Consider the following 22,018-nt stretch of genomic DNA (forward strand, 5'->3'; position numbering starts at 1 on the left):
CAGTACCATTCAAGATAACAATGAAAGAGATGTATACAAACAAAAATTGATTTCGGAGGTTATACGTGATGAGTAGAAAACACGATTCATACGATTACATCATTATTGGTGGCGGTAGTGCAGGATCAGTATTAGGTGCAAGATTGAGTGAAGATAAAGATAAAAATGTATTAGTATTAGAAGCGGGACGTAGTGACTATTTCTGGGATCTATTTATTCAAATGCCAGCTGCGTTAATGTTCCCTTCTGGTAATCCATTATATGATTGGATTTATCAAACTGAAGAAGAACCACATATGGGACGTAAAGTAGACCATGCAAGAGGTAAAGTATTAGGTGGTTCAAGTTCAATTAACGGTATGATTTATCAAAGGGGTAACCCAATGGACTATGAAGGTTGGGCAGAACCTGAAGGTATGGAAACTTGGGACTTTGCACATTGCTTACCATACTTTAAAAAATTAGAAACAACATATGGTTCAGCGCCATATGATAAATATAGAGGACATGATGGCCCAATCAAATTGAAACGTGGTCCAGCAACAAATCCATTGTTCAAATCATTCTTTGATGCAGGTGTTGAAGCAGGATATCATAAAACACCTGACGTGAATGGTTTCCGTCAAGAAGGATTCGGTCCATTTGATAGTCAAGTACATCATGGACGCCGTATGTCAGCATCAAGAGCTTATTTACGTCCAGCTATGAAACGTAAAAATTTAGATGTGGAAACAAGAGCATTTGTAACTAAAATTAATTTCGATGGTAGAAGAGCAACGGGTGTCACTTACAAGAAAAATGGTAAAGAAAGAACAATTAATGCCAAAGAAGTTATTTTATCTGGCGGTGCTTTCAATACGCCACAATTATTACAATTATCAGGTATTGGTGATTCAGAATTCTTGAAATCTAAAGGTATTGAACCTCGTGTTCATTTACCTGGTGTTGGGGAAAACTTTGAAGACCACTTAGAAGTTTATATTCAACATGAATGTAAAGAGCCTGTATCATTACAGCCTAGTTTAGATATTAAACGTATGCCATTTATCGGCTTACAATGGATTTTCGCACGTAAAGGTGCTGCAGCTTCTAACCACTTTGAGGGTGGTGGTTTCGTACGTTCAAATAATGAAGTGGATTATCCTAATTTAATGTTCCACTTCTTACCAATTGCAGTACGTTACGATGGTCAAAAAGCACCTGTCGCACATGGTTACCAAGTGCACGTAGGACCAATGTACTCTAATTCACGCGGTAGCTTGAAAATTAAATCTAAAGATCCATTTGAAAAACCAAGTATCATCTTTAACTATTTATCAACAAAAGAAGATGAACGTGAATGGGTAGAAGCTATTCGAGTTGCAAGAAACATCTTATCTCAAAAAGCGATGGATCCATTTAATGCTGGAGAAATTTCTCCAGGACCATCTGTTCAAACAGATGAAGAAATTTTAGATTGGGTACGTAAAGACGGTGAAACAGCGTTACATCCTTCATGCAGTGCGAAAATGGGACCTGCATCAGATCCAATGGCAGTTGTAGACCCACTAACAATGAAAGTACATGGTATGGAAAATTTACGCGTTGTTGATGCCTCAGCAATGCCTAGAACAACAAACGGAAATATTCATGCACCAGTTTTAATGTTAGCTGAAAAAGCTGCTGACATTATTCGCGGTAGAAAACCATTAGAACCTCAGTATGTAGATTATTATAAACATGGTGTTCATGATGAAATGGCTGGCGCTAAAGAAAACGACCCATTTTATAAACATTAATTTTTTCAATCAATCACTTCGGTATGACATGATTCATATCGAAGTGATTTTTTATATTGTCATAATCATATCTTTAACAATGTAAAGTGTGACACAACAATAAAGTGGCATATCGTATTATAATATAGATAAAAGGAGAGGATTTTATGAGTAATACTTTAGTTGAACGTCTACGTGAAAAAGAAGATAGAATGATTGAGATTAGAAGATATCTTCATCAACATCCTGAATTATCATTTAAAGAAGTAGAAACGCCTAAATATATCGCAGACTTTTACAAAGACAAAGATTGTAAAGTAGAAACGAATATAGGACAAAATGGTGTGAAAGTAACGATTGATAGTGGTAAGCCTGGTAAAACACTTGCGATTCGTGCTGATTTTGATGCGTTACCAATTAAAGAAGAAACTGGGTTACCATTCGCCTCTAAGAACGAAGGCGTTATGCATGCGTGTGGTCACGACGCACATACTGCATATATGTTAATTTTGGCTGAAACGCTTATCGAAATGAAAGACCAATTTAAAGGTAAAGTTGTTGTTATTCACCAACCAGCTGAAGAAATGCCTCCAGGTGGTGCACAAGGTATGATTAAAGATGGTGTCTTAGACGGCGTTGATCATGTATTAGGCGCACACGTGATGAGTACAATGGAAGCTGGAAAAGTCTTTTATAAAGAAGGATTTGTTCAAACAGGACGTGCGTATTTCGAACTTACTGTACACGGTAAAGGTGGTCATGGTTCATCACCTCACATGGCAAATGATGCGATTGTTGCGGGTGCTAACTTTGTGACAACAGCACAAACTGTGGTGTCTAGACGCTTAAGTCCGTTTGAAACAGGTGTTGTTACAATTGGTTCATTTGATGGTAAGGGGCAATTTAATGTTATTAAAGATAGTATTGAAATTGAAGGTGACGTGCGTGCGTTAACAGATGATACTAGAGATACAATTGAAAAAGAATTAACGCGTCTCGTTAAAGGATTAGAAAGTACATTCGGTGTGACATGCGATTTTGAATTTAATAAGGACTATCCTGCCTTATATAATGATCCGGAATTTACATCTTACGTTGCAGACACAATTAATAATGCAGAAGACAATGATATTAAAGGTGTTGAAGAATGTGAACCACAACCCCCTTCTGAAGACTTTGCATTTTATGCAGTAGAATTGCCAAGTACATTTATTTATTCAGGGGCAGCACCTGAAGATGGTGAAATTTATCCACATCATCATCCTAAATTTAATATTAGTGAATCTTCTATGTTAGTTGCAGCTGAAGCAGTAGGAACTGTCGTGCTCGATTACTTGAATTAAAGGAGTTTAATACAACTATGAATCAACAACAAGAATTTAAAGGTAATAATAGATTATTAATTGGTATCGTATTATCGGTATTAACATTTTGGTTATTTGCGACATCATTAGTTAACGTGATCCCGACATTGACACAAACCTTTCATAGCCGATTGGAGACAATCAGTATAGCCGTCAGCCTAACAGCACTCTTTTGTGGAATGTTTGTTGTAGGTGCTGGCGGTCTTGCTGATACATATGGACGCGTTAAATTAACGAATATCGGTTTATGGCTTCATATCGTAGGGTCATTACTTGTTATTGCAACATCTTTTGTTCCGTTGCTATTAATAGGAAGAGCGATTCAAGGTTTGTCAGCAGCAGCTATTATGCCGGCGACTTTGGCAATAGTTAAAACATATTATCACGGTAAAGATAGACAACGTGCATTGAGTTTTTGGTCCATAGGGTCTTGGGGCGGTTCAGGATTAGCCTCCATATTTGGTGGTGTAGTGACCACATTTTTAGGATGGAAATATATTTTTATATTTTCCATTATCGTAGCACTCACAGCGTTGTTTCTTATTAAAGGCACGCCTGAAACAACTGCACATCAAGGGAATGAGAAGAAACGCTTTGATGTTATAGGTGTAGGATTACTTGTATTAATTATGCTATGTATTAATATCATCATTACGCAAGGTTCGAAGATGGGATGGTTGTCTATATTTATCATATGCTTGATATGTTTTTGCATTATGATGGCCATTGTATTTTATTATTTTGAAAGAAAATACACGCATCCATTAATAGACTTTAATCTTTTTAATAATAGATTATATTCGGTTGCGACGTTAGCTAACTTTTTATTAAATACAGTGGCAGGTACACTCATTGTTGCAAATACGTTTGTACAACAAGGATTAGGCTTTTCTGCTTTTAAGGCAGGTATGTTATCAATCACATATTTAGTTGCTGTGCTTTCAATGATAAGAGTTGGCGAAATGCTATTAAGAAAAGTAGGGCCAAGACAACCCATGTTGCTTGGTACGTTTACAACCATGTTAGGCGTGTTACTCATGTCGATGACTATGCTCTCAGTTACAAGTTACATTGTAGCCTGTATATTAGGATATCTGTTATTTGGATTGGGATTAGGTTTGTTTGCAACGCCATCTACAGATACGGCTATTTCCAATTGTGCAGAATCTGAAGTCGGTGTGGCAGCAGGTATATATAAAATGGCATCATCATTAGGTGGCGCATTTGGTATTACTTTAGCTGGTACCATTTATAGTGTAACAGCAAGTACATCTTCTATTGCTACTGGTGCTATGATAAGCTTCTGGTTTAATGCTTTAATGGCATTAAGCTCATTTTTAGTTGTTTGTTTAGCTTTGCCAAAATTAACACATCGTTCAAAATAATATCACTTATGTTTATAGGCTTACATATGAGTTGGTATAATTTTGAAAACTAAAAAAATTTAATACTATTTGATTGATAGTGATGTTTTATGACGCATTTCGTGATAGTATAGTAGCAATAAGTAAGATGAGGTGATAACGTGACGTTTTATGAATTTATACAAGGATTTACAGGGGACCAAACACCTCTAGGTGAACTTGCAGCATGGGTAGATAAAGATATACAGTTTCCCAAAGAAGAAAAGCTAGCTGACAATATATTATTATATTTTAATCAAGTATCTAATTTAGATGATGAAAAATTAGAAATAGTTAAAAGATCACTCTCATTATACGAACAAGCTGTATAAATAAATGTAAAAATGAACTAGGATGAAGGTATAACATGTTATTAAATGATTACTATAAAACATATAAAATGAACGAATCAGAAGATACATTTATGATTGAAAAAAATAATGATGCTCAGTATTATGACATCTTAGAATCGATCAATGAGCTATCAAATGATACATTTTGTGTGCTCAATCATTTATTTGTCAATGAAGATAAAGAAACTCAATTTGAAGATAAATTTTTAGGACGTCAAAAGCATTTGCAAGATGTACCGGGATTTAAAGCGTTACGTTTTCTTAGACCTCAAGCGAAACATAAACATTATATTATAGTGACTTTATGGCAATCGAGACAAGCTTTTTACGATTGGCAAAAGTCATCAGCATACGCGCAAACACATCGTAAGCGTGGAACAAAACGTGGGGTAGATAACCTAATCGTAAATCGTGAATTATCATATAATATTAGAATAGAACTTGAAGATATGACCAATCAATTTCTAAATTACGAAGATATTTTTTAACATATATAAAGAAACGATACAGAAATTAATTCTGTATCGTTTTTTTGATAACTATGAAAGTCATAATAGTTTGGTCATCCGTCAATAAAGAGTAAAATATACCAATATGATAATACATTTGATAAAATTAAAATGAATGACATGGAAAGGGAGTAAAAATATGCAAAAAACAGATTTACTTGCACCTGAAAAGTATAATATTACATCAGCAATAGAACAATATGCTACAGATGCAACTAAAAAAGCAATTATTTACAGAGATTCAGAACATGATCATATTGAAGTGACTTATCAAGAGTTGATAAAAAATGCGAATAAAGTAGGTAATGTTTTCAAAAAGCATGGCTTGAAATATGGTGATAAAGTATTAATCATGATGCCTAGAGCTATAGCTACATATGAATTATATATCGCAGCATTAAAATTAGGTATTGCCATCATTCCAAGTTCTGAAATGTTACGTACCAAAGACTTACAATATCGAGTAAGCCATGGTGAAATTGATGCAGTTATTTCATTTGGGAAATTTATTAAGGAATTTGAAGGTTTAAAAGAATATCAAAACCTTACTAAATTTATTGTTGGTGATACACATCCAGATTGGATTTCAATTGAAGAAGAAAAAGCCAATGCAAGTGATGAATTAGAAGCGGCTGATACTTCTCGAGAAGATGTTGCTATTTTATCATACACGTCTGGTACTACTGGTAATCCCAAAGCTGTTACCCATACACATGGCTGGGGTTATGCTCATTTACAAATGGCGCCTAAACATTGGCTATGTATTAAAGAAGATGATCTTGTTTGGGCTACTGCAGCACCAGGTTGGCAAAAATGGGTATGGAGTCCATTCTTATCAAGTTTAGGTTCAGGGGCAACAGCGTTTGTATATAACGGTCGTTTTAAACCAGAAACATATTTAGAATTATTACAAGAATATCAAATCAATGTTTTATGTTGCACCCCAACTGAATATCGTATGATGGCCAAATTACAAAATCTAGATGATTATCATTTAGAACATCTGCATAGTGCGGTGTCAGCGGGTGAACCATTAAACAGAGAAGTCGTTGAACAATTTAAGAAGTATTTTAATATCACGGTGAGAGATGGGTATGGTCAAACAGAAAGCACATTATTAATTGGCTTCTTAAAAGACACAGCATCTCGTCCAGGTGCAATGGGTAAATCCATTCCAGGTAGTTACACAACCATTATTGATGATGATGGAAATGAAGTAGAACCAAACGTCAAAGGTAATATTGCTGTGCCGTTAGACTTACCAGCACTATTTAAAGGTTATTTCAAAGAACCAGAACGCACTGCAGCTGCAAGATTAGGCGACTACTATGTGACAGGTGATTTAGCTCATCAAGATGAAGATGGTTATTTCTGGTTTGAAGGTCGTAAAGATGACATCATTATTAGTTCAGGTTATACGATTGGACCTTTTGAAGTTGAAGATGCACTAACTAATCACCCTGCTGTTAAAGAATGTGCGGTTGTTGCAAGTCCACATGAATTAAGAGGTAATATTGTTAAAGCATTTATCATTCTTCAAAATGGATACACAGGTGATGACGAGCTAATTAAAGAGCTTCAAACATTCACAAAAAATGAAGTAGCACCTTACAAATATCCACGTGCTATAGAATTTGTAGAAGATTTGCCAAAAACAAATTCAGGTAAAATTAGACGTGTGGAATTAAGAGACGCAGAAGTAGAAAAATATAATCAAGAACATGAATAAAATATAAAGTATAAAGAACCTGAGCATTGAATCTATGCTCAGGTTCTTTTTTAATTAGTATGACACATTGTTTGTGATTATATGGCTAAAACAACTATAGGTTTTTAGCACAAATATTTAGATAATTTGTGTCAAAAATAAAAACTATACGTAATCGTTTTCATATCATACTTGTATTTTTCTTTTTATTATGACATACTCAAAATTAATTAGTATGACATAATAAAAAGAGGTGCTTACTTATGACAAAATTGATTTATGCATTTGATGAAGGACAAAAATCGATGAAAGACTTACTAGGCGGAAAAGGTGCCAATTTATCAGAAATGAAACGATTGGGTTTACCTGTTCCGGACGGTTTTACAATTACTACAGAAGCTTGTATAGATTATTTAAAACAAGGTGAACGTTTATCTGACGATGTAAAGGCACAATTACATAAGCATTTAACAGCCTTTTCAAATAGAACAGGTAAATCTTTTTCATCACAGGATCACTTATTACTTGTATCAGTACGTAGTGGTGCGAAAATATCCATGCCAGGTATGATGGATACCATATTAAATTTAGGATTAAATGATGAGAATGTAGAAAAACTTGCCACTAAAACAGATGATGCTCGATTTGCGTATGATTGCTATCGTCGTCTATTACAAATGTTTGGCGATGTTGTTTATGGCGTAGCAATGACTCATTTTGATACATATTTTGAACAATATAAAAAAGAACATCAATATGACTCTGATGCTGATATTACTGCTGAAGGGTTAAAAGAAATTTGTGAACAATATAAAGATATTTATTTAGAACATGGTCACCGACCCTTTCCTCAAGATCCGCTTCAACAATTAGAAGAATCAATTGAAGCTGTATTTAAGTCTTGGGATAATGATCGTGCTCGTGTCTATAGAGATTTAAATGAGATTCCACATGATATTGGTACAGCTGTGAACATTCAGGAAATGGTGTTTGGTAATAGTGGTGAACGAAGTGGTACAGGCGTGGCATTTACTAGAAACCCTGTGACAGGAGAGAATCAATTATTTGGAGAATATCTATTAAATGCTCAAGGTGAAGATGTCGTAGCAGGTATTCGTACACCAAAGGATATCGATACATTGAAGGAACAAATGCCAGACGTGCATCAACAATTTGTCAATGTGACGAAACAATTAGAAACGCATTATAAAGATTTACAAGACATTGAATTTACAATTGAAAATGGAAAACTGTATTTATTACAAACGCGTAATGGTAAGCGTACAGCACGAGCAGCTATTAAAGTAGCCGTTGATTTAGTTAACGAAGGACTCATCACTAAAGAAGAAGCTGTCACACAAGTTGATGTAAAATCAATTGAGACATTACTACATCCTAATTTTAAAGAAGAAGCATTAAAACAAGCGACGGTTATTTCGAAAATGGGGCTACCTGCAAGTCCAGGTGCAGCGACTGGAAAAGTTGTATTTTCAGCTGAAGAAGCTAAAGTTCAAGCAGAGAATGGTGACAGTGTTATTTTAATGAGACCTGAAACATCTCCGGAAGATATCGAAGGTATGGTGGCTAGTGAAGCTATCGTCACTACACATGGAGGAATGACATCACATGCTGCAGTTGTCGCTAGAGGGATGGGGAAATGTTGTGTGACAGGTTGTTCTGATGTCGAAATTGATACAGTAAACAAAACAGTACATTACCCTAATGGTGATATGTTACATGAAGGGGATATCATTTCAGTTGATGGTAGCGCTGGAGATTTATATCTGGGAGAAATTGAAACAGTTAGCGCTGAACATAGTGATGAGTTCGAACAATTTATGGAATGGTCAGAAGAGATTGCACGATTACAAGTACGCATGAACGCAGAAACACCACAAGATATACAAGCAGGTTATCAGTTTAATGCTAAAGGCATTGGCTTAGTGCGTACAGAGCATATATTTTTCGGTGCGGAGCGCCTTGTGGAAATGCGTCGATTTATATTAGCTTCTAATTATGATGAACGTGTAGAAGCATTAAATAAAATCAAGACATATCAAATCGAAGACTTTGAAGCCATATTTAAATTGTCATCTGGGCGACCAACAATTGTCCGCCTATTAGATCCACCGTTACATGAGTTCTTACCATCAACAGAAGAAGATATTGCTATGGTTGCAGACCAATTAAATGTTTCTACAGCACATCTAAAACGAAGAATCAATGATTTGAATGAAGTTAACCCAATGTTAGGACATAGAGGATGTCGCTTAGCTATTACTTACCCTGAACTTTATGAAATGCAAGTTGAGGCAATCATGACTAGCGTGTTTAACCTTAAAAAAGAAGGTATGACATCTCAACCAGAAATTATGATTCCGCTTGTGTCTACAGTTGAAGAATTCACAACATTAAAATCACAATTAGTATCAACTATTCAGGATTTAGAGAATGCTATGGAAGATAAAGTACATTATTTGATTGGCACTATGATAGAAACGCCAAGAGCATGTTTGATTGCAGACCAATTGGCACAACATTGTGACTTCTTTAGCTTTGGAACGAACGATTTGACGCAATTAACATATGGGTTCTCAAGAGATGATGCAGGCAAATTTATAAATGTGTATACTGAAAGTAATATATTACAGCTTGACCCTTTCCAAACGTTAGATCATGATGGCGTAGGTCAACTGATAGACATAGCGGTCACAAATGCTAAACGCGTTAATCCGTCTATTAAAATAGGTGTTTGTGGAGAATTAGGTGGAGATGCTAAATCAATACGTAGATTTAACCAATTGGACATTGATTATGTTTCATGTTCACCATTCCGTGTACCTGGAGCAATCCTAGCTACAGCTCAGAGTCAAGCTGAAGAAAGTGAGAGATAATGTGAAAGAACAACAAGCACAACAATTAACGATTTACATCGTTTCTGACTCTATAGGGGAAACAGCACAACGGATGATACATGCGACATTAACTCAATTTCCAGACTTAACCCAAATAGAAATTAAGAAGTTCCCATATATTAAAGATGAAAATGAATTTCTTAATGTATTAGAATTAGCACATGAAAAAAATGCGATAGTGGTTACAACACTGGTTAGTGAATCCTTCAATGCACTTGGTCATCAATATGCAAAGGAACATCAAATATCATATATAGATTATATGTCGGAATTAATTACGATGATCGAGCAACATACGCAATCTACACCGTTGATGGAAAGTGGCGCATTACGAAAAATGAACACAGAATATTTCAAACGTATAGAAGCCATAGAATATTCGGTGAAATACGATGATGGTAAACACTTCACTGATATTGGAGAAGCAGACGCCCTAATCGTTGGCGTATCTCGAACGTCTAAAACACCATTGAGTATGTACTTAGCCAATAAAGGCTATAAAATAGCGAATATACCATTAGTGCCAGAAGTGACGATTCCCGAAAGTGTTTTCCAACATAAAGGGTTAAAGGTATTCGGTTTAACAGCAAGTCCTAATTATATCGCTAATATTAGAAAAAATCGTGCCGAAGCGTTAGGTATTTCAAAAACGTCAACATACAATAGTTTAGATAGAATTAAGAAAGAATTATCCTATGCTGAAGAAATATTCAATAAATTAAATGCCACCGTTATTAATACAGAATATAAATCTATAGAAGAATCAGCATTTTATATCGAGAAATTTTTACAACAAAATGATTAAAGTATAATCAAATTAAATATTATTCCGCAGTGAATTAATGTGACATATATATAATTTCATGTATTTGTGGAAAAAATATAATCACCTTCTAAATCAATTTCTATTATTATAAAGAATAATAATTTACTTTTATCAATGGTTGATTTAACATAAGAATAGAAGACTAGTTTACGAGATGAAATGTTAGAAAAATTGTATTAAATCCTGATTTAGTCAATAAAATGCAATTTTAGTGGACTGGTGTAAGTATTTATTTTGGAGAGGTGAACAACATGGCAAAGTCTGACAAAAAAGACGTAATTTTAATTGGTGCCGGTGTACTTAGTACAACTTTCGGATCAATGTTAAAAGAAATTGCGCCAGACTGGAATATTCATTTGTATGAACGCTTAGACCGTCCTGGTATTGAAAGTTCTAACGAACGTAACAATGCAGGTACAGGTCATGCTGCGCTTTGTGAATTGAACTATACTGTTCAACAACCTGATGGTTCAATTGATATCGAAAAAGCGAAAGAAATCAACGAACAGTTTGAGATTTCTAAACAATTTTGGGGTCATTTAGTTAAATCAGGAAATATTGAAGATCCACGCGCATTTATTAATCCATTACCTCATATTAGTTTTGTAAGAGGTAAAAATAACGTTAAATTCTTAAAAGATCGTTATGAAAAAATAAAAGCTTTCCCAATGTTCGATAATATCGAATACACTGAAGATATCGAAGTAATGAGAAAGTGGATTCCGTTAATGATGAAAGGTCGCCAAAATGATGGTGGCTACATGGCAGCAAGTAAAATTGATGAAGGTACAGATGTAAACTACGGTGAATTAACACGTAAGATGGCACAACACCTTCAAGAAACTGATAATGTAGACGTAAAATATAATCATGAAGTGGTTGATTTTACACGTTTATCAAATGGTAAATGGTCAGTAAAAATTAAAAACCGTAACACAGGTGACGTGTTTGAACAAGAAACGGATTATGTATTTATTGGTGCTGGTGGTGGCGCAATTCCACTATTACAAAAAACAGGTATCCCTGAAAGTAAACATTTAGGTGGATTCCCAATCAGTGGACAATTCATTGCATGTACCAACCCAGAAGTAATCAAACAACACGATGCCAAAGTATATGGTAAAGAACCACCAGGCACACCACCAATGACTGTACCTCATTTAGATACACGTTATATTGATGGTGAAAGAACATTATTATTCGGACCATTTGCGAACGTAGGTCCTAAATTCCTTAAAAATGGTTCAAACTTAGATTTATTCAAATCTGTAAAACCATACAATATTACAACTCTACTTGCATCTGCAGTTAAAAACTTACCATTAATCAAATATTCATTTGACCAAGTGATTATGACTAAAGAAGGTTGTATGAATCATTTACGTACATTCTATCCAGAAGCACGTGATGAAGATTGGCAAGTTTATACAGCGGGTAAACGTGTACAAGTCATTAAAGATACAGAAGAACATGGTAAAGGTTACATTCAGTTTGGTACTGAAGTAGTAAACTCACAAGACCACTCAGTGATTGCATTATTAGGTGAATCACCAGGGGCTTCAACTTCAGTATCTGTAGCATTAGAAGTTCTTGAGAAAAACTTCGCTGAATATGCTGATGAATGGAAACCATTAATTAAGAAAATGATTCCATCATATGGAGAATCATTAATTGAAGATGAACAATTAATGAGAAAAATCCGCAAACAAACTTCTAAAGACCTTAAATTAGGTTTCTATGGAGAAAAATAATTAAAAATTAACTCAACCAAAGCGTCAAAAACTTTGGTTGAGTTTTTTTGTTTTATTATAAAGTTTGAACTTCTAATTGATATAATGAATATAATAGATAAAGAAATGAGGGAATGTTGTATGTCTAAATTACCTAATGATTTTTTATGGGGTGGCGCATTAGCGGCTAACCAATTTGAAGGTGGCTATGATCAAGGCGGAAAAGGGCTTAGTGTGATTGATGTGATGACAGCAGGTGAACACGGAAAAGCACGTGAAATCACACAAGAAGTAGAAGCAAACAAGTATTATCCTAACCACGAAGGCATTGACTTTTATCATCGTTATAAAGAAGATGTGAAATTATTTAGTGAAATGGGATTAAAATGTTTACGTACGTCTATTGCTTGGACACGTATTTTCCCTAATGGAGATGAAGAAGAACCTAACGAAGAAGGACTAAAATTTTATGATGACTTATTTGATGAATTATTAAAATATGATATTCAACCAGTCATTACGCTATCGCATTTTGAAATGCCATTACACCTTGCTAGAGAATATGGTGGATTTAAAAATAGAAAAGTAGCAGATTTCTTCGCTCACTTTGCAGAAACAGTATTTCAACGTTATAAAGATAAAGTGAAATATTGGATGACATTCAATGAAATTAATAACCAGATGGATTTGAATAATCCTCTCTTTTTATGGACAAACTCTGGTGTGTTATTATCCGAAGAAGATAATAAAGAAGAGGTATTATATCAAGTCGCACATAATGAACTCATCGCAAGTGCCAAAGCTGTCAAAATTGGTAAAGACATTAATCCTGAATTTGAAATAGGCGCAATGATTTCACATGTACCTATTTATCCATATAGTTGTAATCCTAAAGATATGTTGGAAGCGGAAATTGCAGGTAGAATGCGTTTCTTCTTCCCAGATGTGCAAGTTAGAGGGTATTACCCAGGTTATGCTACGAAAATGTTTGAAAGAGAAAATATTAACATAGGTTGGCTTGAAGGAGACGACCAAATTTTACAAGAAGGTACAGTCGATTACATTGGATTTAGCTATTATATGTCTACAGTAGTTAAACATGATAGTAATAGTAGTGTAGAAGATAACGTTGTGAACGGTGGCTTACCTAATTCAGTTGAAAATCCTTATATTCAAACTAGTGATTGGGGTTGGGCAATTGATCCGGTAGGTTTAAGATTCACATTGAATGTATTATATAATCGTTATCAAATTCCATTGTTTATAGTCGAAAATGGCTTTGGTGCAGTTGATGAAATGGATGAAAAAGGAAATATACATGATGACTACCGTATTCAATATTTAAAAGAACATATTGAAGCCGCAATTGATGCAGTCGACCAGGATGGTGTTGACTTAATGGGTTATACACCTTGGGGTATTATAGATATTGTATCTTTCACTACTGGAGAAATGAAAAAACGATATGGTTTAATCCATGTTGATAGAGATAATAAAGGACAAGGTACACTCGAACGCACGAAAAAAGATTCTTTTGAATGGTATAGAAATGTGATTGAATCTAATGGAGAACGGTTATAAGAATATAAATAACGCATTATTAAAAAGGAGTATACTATGTCTTATTATTTAGTGAAATTTGTTCATACAGATATGAAAGGCTGGCAACAGCACATACGTGATCATGTTATTTATTTATATCAGCTCGTTGAATCTGGTGACTTATTAGTATCAGGTCCAGTCGAAAATGAAGATAAAAGCAAATTAGAGGCGTATTTAGTACTCAAAGCAAATAATGAAGACCAATTAATGTCATTACTCAAAGCTGATCCGTTTTGGAAAGAAGGATTAGTGGCAGATTATACGATAGAACAATGGACACCTATGTTTGGTAAGCCAGAAAATATCGAGATAACTAGTCCTATAGAAGAAGATTAATTAATACAAATGGTGCTATGAAAGGAAAAATCATAGTACCATTTTTTATTTAAAATAATTAACGATATATCGTTGACTAATTTCGATATATCGTTTAGTATATCGATATATCGAAAAAAAGAAAGGTGATTAACATGTTTAATAGAAATAATAATCGTTTAAATAGAGGTATGAGACATTTTGAAGGATTTGACATGAATAGAGGCCAAGGTAGAGGGCCAGGTCAGTTTGGAGACTTTAGACAAATGAATGGTAGAGATAGATTCTTCAAAAAAGGAAACTTACAATTTGTAATTTTAGAAATGTTAAAAGAGGAACCAAGACATGGTTATCAAATTATTAAAGATTTAGAAGAAAAATTTAAAGGTTTTTATTCTCCAAGTCCAGGTTCAGTGTATCCTATTTTACAAATGTTAGAAGACAGAGATTTTGTTACAATCACTAAAGATGGCAATAAAAAAGTGTATTCAATTACAGAAGAAGGTCAACAATTTGTTGAAGAAAACAAAGAAAATAGTGATTTTTCAGAACGCATGTCACAATTTGAAAATGTAGACTTTGAAGAAATGAAACAATCACGCGAAAAATTACATGATTTATTCCATTTATTTATGAAAGCTTCAAAAGAATCTATGCAAGACAATGATAAAAAAGAACAGTTAGATAAGATTATAAAAGAAACAAAAGAGAAATTAGAACAATTATCTAAATAGAGATATAGTTGTCGTGTAGGAGGTCTTTTCAATGAAAAAACAAAGAATTGGAATTATAGGTGCAGGTCCAGGAGGATTAATGTTAGGTTTGCTACTTCAACAACAAGGACATGACGTTTCAATATATGAAAAAGCGAGTCCAGATTCAAATCAAAAAAGAGGGGGCTCTCTTGATATACATGAAGAAAGTGGCCAATTAGCATTGAAAGAAGCAGATATATTCGAACGATTCCAAGCATTAGCCCGTGTAGAAGGGGAAGATACACGTGTGCTAGGTAAAGATGGCACTGTTTATTTTGAAGAAATAGGTCAAGGAACAGGCGATCGTCCTGAAATTGATCGAGGTAAACTATGTGATATTATTATTGAAAAGCTTAAAGAAGATACGATTCAATATGGCTATACGTATCAATCTTTAACAGAATTAGATAATGGTAAAGTAACTTTACAATTTTTAGAAGATGAAGTGCAACAGTTCGACGTGGTTGTCGGTGCTGACGGCGCGTTCTCGAAAGTAAGAAATGATGTTGCACATGTAGATGTAACTTATAATGATATTTCAATGATTGAATTGAATATTGACGATGTTGTCAATAAACATCCAGACTTAGCTCAAATCAATAGTAATGGTAGCTTAGTCGCATTAGGAGATTATAAAGGTATATTAGGCCAGTTTACTGGTAATGGCCGTATTAAAGTATATGTTGCATTCCGCATGCCAAGTGAAAAGCTTGATGATTACAAAGCATTATCAGTAGGTGAGTTGAAAGAACAATTACTTGAAGATTTCTCTGATTGGGATGAAGATCTTAAAAAATATATCAAATATGCTAGCGATGACGTGATGTGTAGAAGAATTTATAAATTGCCTATTGGTTTCAAATGGGACAATCATCCACATATTACTTTAATTGGTGATGCAGCGCATGTCATGAGCCCATTTGCAGGTGAAGGTGTTAATATGGCGCTATATGATGCTTATTTACTAGCTAAATCTATAGAACGCAATGAAGATTTACAAACGGCATTGAAACAGTATGAAGAAGCAATGTATGAAAGTTCGGCACCAAGAGCACAAGAGTCACAAGATAACTTAGAATTAATGTTTAGTGAAAATAGTGCACAAAAATTTGGTGATTTTTTCAACCAAGCTTTTGATGAAGCATAAAAAATAAAAATGACATAAAGAAAGGTCGTGCAGGAAAACTGCACGACCTTTTTTAAATGTGGAAATTAGTTTTTATTAACTGATGCATCGTAGATTGAATCTACAGCGTCACCTAATGCTTTATCGAATTCTTCTTGAGATTGACTAGCTCTTAAGTCACTAGCTAATGCACGTGAGAAGCTTGCGATAAGTTCATCGTTATCTTTTAATAATTTGTTAGCTTCATCTCTGCTGTAACCACCAGAAAGTACTACAACACGTACAACATTTGGATGTTGAGCTAATTCTTTATATAAGTTAGGTTGAGTTGGGATAGTTAATTTAAGCATTACTAATTGATCACTGTCTAAGCTATCTAAACCTTTTTTAAGTTCATCTTTTAAGACATTTTCAATTTCAGCTTTATCTTTAGCATTGATATTTACTTCAGGTTCAATAATTGGTACTAAACCTTTAGCAATAATTTTTTTAGCGAATTCAAATTGTTGTTCAACAACATCTTTGATACCTTGTTCGTTTAATTCTAAAATGTTTGAACGCATTTTAGTACCAAAAATATGACGTTCATTAGCACGATCTAATGTTTCGTCTAAATCGTCAATTGGTTTCATTAATTGAACACCGTTTTGTTCCTCAGCTAAACCTTTATCAACTTTTAAGAAAGGAACAACGCCTTTATCAGCTAAATAGTCTCCAGTATATTTACCTTCAACTTCACGATCCATTGTTTGTTCGAAAAGAATTGCACCTAGGATTTTATCAGCTGAGAATGATGGTGAAGTCACCACGCGAGTACGCATGTCATGAACAAGTTTGAACATTTCATCGTCATTGCTATATTCATCTTCGTTAACACCATATTCTTTAAGTGCTTTAGGGGTACTACCGCCACTTTGGTCTAATGCAGCGATAAATCCTTTACCATTCTTCATTTTTTCTAATTGTTCTTTATTCATACTTTCCACTCCTTAACTTAACTTTCATCTACAGTATGATAAAAAATATTGTTATTCTCAAGCGATTCAACTTATAATTACCTTGAAAATTACACTATAATAGTATAAAGTCAAAAAACCGCCTTATAATGTGATGATTTGAAGGAGGATAACAATGTATAACAAAGTTCTAGTTATAGGTAGTCCAGGGAGCGGGAGAGGGACAGAAATAATATTTCCCTGAAATTTATTTCGTTGTCCCACCCCGGCAAGGTTGACTAGAATTAAAAAGTTTGTTAGCAACGAATTTTTAATTCAGTCAACTACTGCCAAGACATGTGTTTATAATGATAACTTTATTACTTTATCAATATCAACTGTCTAAATATATGAGCTTGCCTCTTTATCATTTGGATCAAATCAATTGGAAAGATGATAATCAGACGATAGAACAAGATGAATTGATTAACGAAATCAAAGATATCTTGATACAACAATATTGGATTATTGATGGTAATTATATAGACACATTAGAACTGAGAGTAAGTCATGCTGAAGTTGTTATTTGGTTACAAGAAAAAAGAGTGACGTGTATATGGAGAGTACTAAAACGGTATTTCCTACATGTCATTTGTAAGCAAACGATTGGAAAGAATCCTAAAACAATGAGTCTATCATTTTTAAAATTTATCTGGGATTTTCCAAAGATTAATGACGAACAAATAAAGAAGGTACAACGTAAGTACCCTGAGAAATCATGGGTCATCAAATAAATAGATTAAATGATAGAAAGTTTAATTTAAAATAACATTTGGTCACTACCGAATGTGTCATCTAATGCTTGTTGAGCAAGTACGTTTAAGTAATTCCAAGGTCTGTCGTAGTCAGGTTGGAAGAAGAAGTCTTGTACTGCAAGTTGTTCTAAAGTATAACCAGCTGAAATCGCAATGGACATTGTGTTGATTGATTCAGTGATATTCTCTTTAGACATTAGCTGTGCACCTAAAATTTTATGACTATCTTCATCATAAATTATTTTCATGTGTACAGGGATTTCATCTTGCATGAATTTTGGACGAATAAGTTCTTTGACATATTTTTGTCCTAAGTTTCCATCATAATTATCTTTTTCAGTACCATGAATACCTGTTTGACCAAATTTATAATCAAACAATTGTAATTCAGAGGTACCAGAAACACGTGGCATTGTCATATCATGGCCTAACATATTTTTAGCTGCTGTGACACCTTGTCGACGTGAATTGGTTGCTAAAGCAATATAGCGATCTTCTTCAACTGGTGCAAATGGGACAAGTGTTGCATCGCCACCAGCATAGACATCTTTAGCAGATGTTTGTTGATGATGATTAATAGTAATGACACCTTTTTTACCTAAATCTATTTTACCTTCTAACCAATCTGTTGCTGGTTGGACACCTACGGCAAATAGTACTGTATCTGCTTCATACTCATTTTTGTCTGTGATAACTTTAGTTACATTACCTTGTTCATCACCATTTAAGGATTGAACGGTTTCGCCACCAATAAATTCTAATCCATGTTCTTTAGCATTATCCTCAAGAATATCAGTAAATTCTTGATCTAAATACGTACTTAAAATACGATCCGCTACATCAATCACTTTCGTTTGAATACCGGCTTTAGCGAAGGCTTCTGCGGCTTCAACACCGATATAACCACCACCCACGACAACTGCTTTTTTGGCGTTTGACATACGTGATTTTACTTGATCAGCCCAATCTCTGCCACGCATGAATAAAACATGGTTATATTGATCAATACCTTCAACTGGAGGAGTGACTGGTTTGCCTCCTGGACTTAAGAAGAGTTTGTCGTAATTTACTTGTTCAGTATTACCATTTTGATTAACTGTTATGACTTTTTGTTCAGTATCTATATCAGTAACGGTGCTATTAACATGAATATTAACGCCTTGATCTTTATATGATTGTTCATTCGCATAGTGTAGTGAATCGAGAGATGGTGATACATCTTCTAAGTAACTTTGTATACCACAAGATAGGAAAGAAGGTTTGTCACCACTTTCATATACATGTATATCGGCACCTTTGTCTTCTTTAAGTAATGTTTGGATGACCTCATATCCAGCATGAGATGTACCAACAATGATGTATTTCATTTTATTACCTCCTATTAGAATTTTATACATATGAAAATAATTTATTTTCGTTCACAAATTATATTTACCACTATATTTATTTTTTATTCAGAGAAAGGACTGTTTTGAGCAATGTTCAAAAATTTGTCATGATTAACAGTTTTGAAAACATAAAAAGAGGTCGTGACAAAAGCGTTTAGGATTTGAGCAGAACCGAACAATGATAAAGAACTACTTCCTTATTCATAGGTTAGTAGTTCTTACAAACTCAATAGTTGAGTTTGTTCATTTGAATTGTTTTCCAAATTTTGTCGAATCGTGAGCGTTTGCCCAACTTGCATTATTTGCAGAAATTGGAATACCAATTTCTCTATGTTGGGTCCCTTCTGACGATAATCCTGCTTTTGGGACGCCGTTAATCGGTTTCCCAAAGTACAAAGCTTTATATCTCAACCTCTTTTTTAAATATATGAATTATGAAATTTTTCTTAATGGTCTTTGGCTAATGAAAGCTGTGCCTGCTACTAGGGATAGCACTGCTAATGCATCGGTAGGTATTGTGTCATCCTTACCTGACTCTGGTAATTCGTTAGATTTCACTTTGCCAACATAATACGCATTTAACTCTTTTGTACTATCTACAGAGGCATTTTCTTGTTGGCTTTCGTGATTTTCTTCATAGTTTTTGGCGCTGATACCTTGGCCTGTATAGTTATCTGATGAATTCAAAGAACTAAAATCTCCGAAATTACCACTTTTATATTGAACTTCTCCATTTTTATATACTTTATACGCACCAACACCGGCACCAGATTTATTATTAATATTAATGATAAAATAGGAACCTTTATCTTTGACGTCGTTGAAATTTTGTAAGTCGGGATTACCGCCGCTATTTTTCATAGCTTGTTGTGCAACATTGATGGCATTGTCTGCAGTGACTTCTTCAGCTTTTGCCTCACTTGCGAAAGATACTGAAAATAAAACAGTGCTAGCTAAAACAGTTGTTGCTATTATAGAGCGTTTCTTCACAATGAAAACCCCATTTCCAATTAGAGAATGATTTAATTTCGTTTACATTAATAGTGTACCACCATTTTTTTCTGAATAAGCCTTTTTAAAAGAATCAATACTCAAACTTAAAGCTAATTTAAAGAAATTAATAAATGATTTAGAAATGGGTATCAAAAGTTATAAACAAACCAAATAGTTTAGAAGGTCCACAATTTATTTATTTACAATTAATGTGTAATTAGATATATGTTTTTGAAATAAGGTAGTTTATAATAAATTTATAATGTAATGTATATACAAAAAATAAATAAAGGGGATTCTTTAATGAAAAAATTAGCTGGGACAATACTAACAGCATCTATAGTATTAGCAGGTTGTGGGTTTGGGAATAATGACAAAGGAAGTTCTAAAGTGTCTGATGATTCAACAAGTAAGAGTCATCAAAGCAGTGATAATAAAGGTGATCAATCATCACAATCGAATCAAAGTTCAAGTCAATCATCTTCAAAAAGTTCAAAAACACAACAAGAAAATACCAATACGCAAGATTATTATGCTAAAGTTTGGCTTACTGTATTTAAAGACTACCGTGGAAGCGGTGAAGTAGAGAACCATATATCAAATATGTCTCATACTGATGTTAGTGGTGAAGCAATTAACCCATACAATAAAGAGGCATCAGAAAAATATCCAGATGGCGTTCAAATTATAAATGGTACACCAACTGCTGCTGGTAACGTTATATATAAAAATAATGGGGATGGCACAATAACGACTTATGGTACGCCATCTCATTTCCAAGACCGTCGTTGGATGGAAGATGATTATACAAAATCTGAAACAAAACGTATTTTAGATAATGCTAATACGATTAAGTTATATGATGCGAGTCAAGATGAAATTGATAAAGTTAAAGGTTACTTTAATGAATCAGATACCGTAGCTGCGACTGATGATGATGTATCAAGCGATTCATCTGACGATTCAGATGATGACACGTCTTCAGATTCTAATGATACAACAGTGACTCGTGATAATGTTATTGATAAAGTTGAAGACTATGAAGGTCATCAATTGGATACATCAACATATACGTATAAAGAACCTGAGAAAAATAGTGATGGAGAATGGGGATTCTCATTCACAGATAAAGACGGTAACTTAGCAGGTTCTTATATTATTGATGAAGATGGCAATGTAACGAAATACGATGAAAATGGTGACGAAGAATAATCATCGTTCAATTAGCTATAGGCTAGGACATAAATATATACTTCAAGTTACATTGATATTTAGGCCGTAGTTGACTGTAAAGTCATTTTTTCTTATAGAAATTAGAATGACTTACACATGAGTATTGACTCATGTATTCAAATTAACCTTTAGAGGTATACATGAACAAAAGTTCATGCATAAAACCGTCTAAGTAATAAATTACAAAGACGGTCTAATGTATCAAGCTTTTCCTCTTTCTAGTCAACCTTGCCGTGGGGACGGGCCCCAAACATAGAGAATTTCGAAAAGAAAATCTACAGACAATGCAAG

The 22,018-nt window shown here is 34.1% G+C and carries 19 protein-coding genes; 15 read left to right on the forward strand and 4 right to left on the reverse strand.

Going from position 1 to position 22,018, the window contains the following annotated elements; genetic code table 11:
* Positions 1-68 precede the first annotated feature (68 nt).
* The 13 genes from betA (at position 69) to ssp1_RS01425 (ending at position 16,384) form a co-directional block, all read left to right on the forward strand.
* A complete protein-coding gene (gene betA / locus ssp1_RS01365) occupies positions 69-1,778 on the forward strand; it encodes a choline dehydrogenase (RefSeq protein ID WP_002452084.1) in 1,710 nt (569 codons plus the stop codon).
* A gap of 146 nt (positions 1,779-1,924) precedes the next feature.
* Entirely contained in the window at positions 1,925-3,100 is a 1,176-nt protein-coding gene (locus ssp1_RS01370) for a M20 family metallopeptidase (RefSeq protein ID WP_118828083.1), read from the forward strand.
* Positions 3,101-3,117: 17 nt separating this feature from the next.
* Positions 3,118-4,506 carry an MFS transporter gene (locus ssp1_RS01375; protein ID WP_075778479.1) on the forward strand — a complete coding sequence of 463 codons (1,389 nt, stop codon included), beginning with the start codon at positions 3,118-3,120 and terminating at the stop codon, positions 4,504-4,506.
* 140 nt (positions 4,507-4,646) lie between these two features.
* Positions 4,647-4,856, forward strand: a complete 210-nt coding sequence (locus ssp1_RS01380; protein WP_049423144.1) for a sterile alpha motif-like domain-containing protein — start codon at positions 4,647-4,649, stop codon at positions 4,854-4,856.
* 35 nt (positions 4,857-4,891) lie between these two features.
* On the forward strand, positions 4,892-5,365 hold the full coding sequence (locus tag ssp1_RS01385; protein WP_075778478.1) for an antibiotic biosynthesis monooxygenase family protein: 474 nt from the start codon (positions 4,892-4,894) through the stop codon (positions 5,363-5,365).
* Positions 5,366-5,525: 160 nt separating this feature from the next.
* Positions 5,526-7,115 (forward strand): acyl-CoA synthetase MbcS, encoded by a 1,590-nt coding sequence (gene mbcS, locus ssp1_RS01390; RefSeq protein ID WP_075778477.1) that lies wholly within the window; start codon positions 5,526-5,528, stop codon positions 7,113-7,115.
* A gap of 242 nt (positions 7,116-7,357) precedes the next feature.
* The gene (ppdK, locus tag ssp1_RS01395; RefSeq protein ID WP_118828084.1) at positions 7,358-9,988 is read left to right on the forward strand and encodes a pyruvate, phosphate dikinase; all 2,631 of its coding nucleotides are present in this window, start codon (positions 7,358-7,360) and stop codon (positions 9,986-9,988) included.
* 1 nt (position 9,989) lies between these two features.
* A complete protein-coding gene (locus ssp1_RS01400; protein ID WP_107535808.1) occupies positions 9,990-10,814 on the forward strand; it encodes a pyruvate, water dikinase regulatory protein in 825 nt (274 codons plus the stop codon).
* A gap of 272 nt (positions 10,815-11,086) precedes the next feature.
* Positions 11,087-12,586 (forward strand): L-lactate dehydrogenase (quinone), encoded by a 1,500-nt coding sequence (lqo, locus tag ssp1_RS01405; RefSeq protein WP_118828085.1) that lies wholly within the window; start codon positions 11,087-11,089, stop codon positions 12,584-12,586.
* 120 nt (positions 12,587-12,706) lie between these two features.
* Entirely contained in the window at positions 12,707-14,146 is a 1,440-nt protein-coding gene (locus ssp1_RS01410; RefSeq protein WP_075778339.1) for a 6-phospho-beta-glucosidase, read from the forward strand.
* Between the two features lie 36 nt (positions 14,147-14,182).
* Positions 14,183-14,503, forward strand: a complete 321-nt coding sequence (locus ssp1_RS01415; protein ID WP_075778340.1) for a YciI family protein — start codon at positions 14,183-14,185, stop codon at positions 14,501-14,503.
* A gap of 134 nt (positions 14,504-14,637) precedes the next feature.
* Positions 14,638-15,216: a PadR family transcriptional regulator gene (locus ssp1_RS01420; RefSeq protein ID WP_075778341.1), complete on the forward strand. Its 579-nt coding sequence runs from the start codon at positions 14,638-14,640 to the stop codon at positions 15,214-15,216.
* Between the two features lie 31 nt (positions 15,217-15,247).
* Positions 15,248-16,384: an FAD-dependent oxidoreductase gene (locus ssp1_RS01425; RefSeq protein ID WP_075778342.1), complete on the forward strand. Its 1,137-nt coding sequence runs from the start codon at positions 15,248-15,250 to the stop codon at positions 16,382-16,384.
* A gap of 65 nt (positions 16,385-16,449) precedes the next feature.
* Here the strand turns inward: ssp1_RS01425 and ssp1_RS01430 are convergent, their stop codons facing one another.
* Positions 16,450-17,340: a fructose bisphosphate aldolase gene (locus ssp1_RS01430; protein WP_002451238.1), complete on the reverse strand. Its 891-nt coding sequence runs from the start codon at positions 17,338-17,340 to the stop codon at positions 16,450-16,452.
* A 326-nt stretch (positions 17,341-17,666) separates the two neighbouring features.
* Here ssp1_RS01430 and ssp1_RS01435 point away from each other — a divergent pair, with 326 nt between their 5' ends.
* Entirely contained in the window at positions 17,667-18,092 is a 426-nt protein-coding gene (locus ssp1_RS01435) for a P-loop NTPase family protein (protein WP_075778343.1), read from the forward strand.
* Positions 18,093-18,118: 26 nt separating this feature from the next.
* Here ssp1_RS01435 and ssp1_RS01440 read toward each other — a convergent pair whose 3' ends face one another.
* From ssp1_RS01440 to ssp1_RS01445, 3 genes are all read right to left on the reverse strand, one after another.
* Positions 18,119-19,480 (reverse strand): FAD-dependent oxidoreductase, encoded by a 1,362-nt coding sequence (locus ssp1_RS01440; RefSeq protein ID WP_118828086.1) that lies wholly within the window; start codon positions 19,478-19,480, stop codon positions 18,119-18,121.
* Between the two features lie 264 nt (positions 19,481-19,744).
* Positions 19,745-19,912, reverse strand: a complete 168-nt coding sequence (locus tag ssp1_RS11880) for a hypothetical protein (RefSeq protein ID WP_158256663.1) — start codon at positions 19,910-19,912, stop codon at positions 19,745-19,747.
* A 21-nt stretch (positions 19,913-19,933) separates the two neighbouring features.
* A complete protein-coding gene (locus ssp1_RS01445; RefSeq protein ID WP_002451242.1) occupies positions 19,934-20,491 on the reverse strand; it encodes a hypothetical protein in 558 nt (185 codons plus the stop codon).
* 306 nt (positions 20,492-20,797) lie between these two features.
* Here ssp1_RS01445 and ssp1_RS01450 point away from each other — a divergent pair, with 306 nt between their 5' ends.
* Entirely contained in the window at positions 20,798-21,706 is a 909-nt protein-coding gene (locus ssp1_RS01450) for a hypothetical protein (protein WP_075778335.1), read from the forward strand.
* The last annotated feature ends 312 nt before the right edge of the window (positions 21,707-22,018 follow it).

Origin of the sequence: Staphylococcus sp. M0911 (assembly GCF_003491325.1) — a bacterium.
GTDB classification, from domain to species: Bacteria; Bacillota; Bacilli; order Staphylococcales; family Staphylococcaceae; genus Staphylococcus; species Staphylococcus warneri_A.